This is a genomic window from Staphylococcus simiae, from assembly GCF_002902085.1.
Lineage (GTDB): Bacteria > Bacillota > Bacilli > Staphylococcales > Staphylococcaceae > Staphylococcus > Staphylococcus simiae.
Window position 1 is genome coordinate 1 of the sequence record NZ_PPQR01000133.1, and the last position, 494, is coordinate 494.

A 494-nucleotide genomic window follows, 5' to 3' on the forward strand; every position below is an offset into this window, starting at 1 on the left:
GGTTCTATAATAAATCGGACTGATAGAGAATTTTTAATTATTTTCTATTAGTCCGATTTTTGTATTTTGAATATGAAAAAAGCGCAATTATCTCTATAATTAAAAGTGATCAAACAAATAATCTAAGGAGATAATGCGCCTATGCAAAATTTTATATCAGATACACTCAATATGGAAGACCAAAACATTATTTATAGCGAAAAATTAATTAAAAAACATTATAAAGGGAAATTATGTAAATTTTATTATGGTACTTTAAGAAATAATATTGATGAATGTCCGTTTTGTCATACTGAAAATACAGACAATCAAATCGTTAAAAATGGTAAAAAAGTATCTAGAATTACGATACCTAAGGTATCTGAATGTCCAGCTTATTTAATGTTAAGTAAGCAACGCTATTTGTGTAGAGCTTGTCGTAGCTATTTCACGGCGAAAACACCAGAAATAAATCCATATTGTCATATTTCAAATAATACACGTCTAGCAGTTAT

1 protein-coding gene is annotated in these 494 nt (G+C 27.3%); it reads left to right on the plus strand.

Features of this window, described 5'->3' with window-relative positions:
- Positions 1 to 141 precede the first annotated feature (141 nt).
- A partial coding sequence (locus CD113_RS11730) for a transposase family protein (RefSeq protein WP_142380914.1) occupies positions 142 to 494 on the plus strand: 353 nt, incomplete at its 3' end.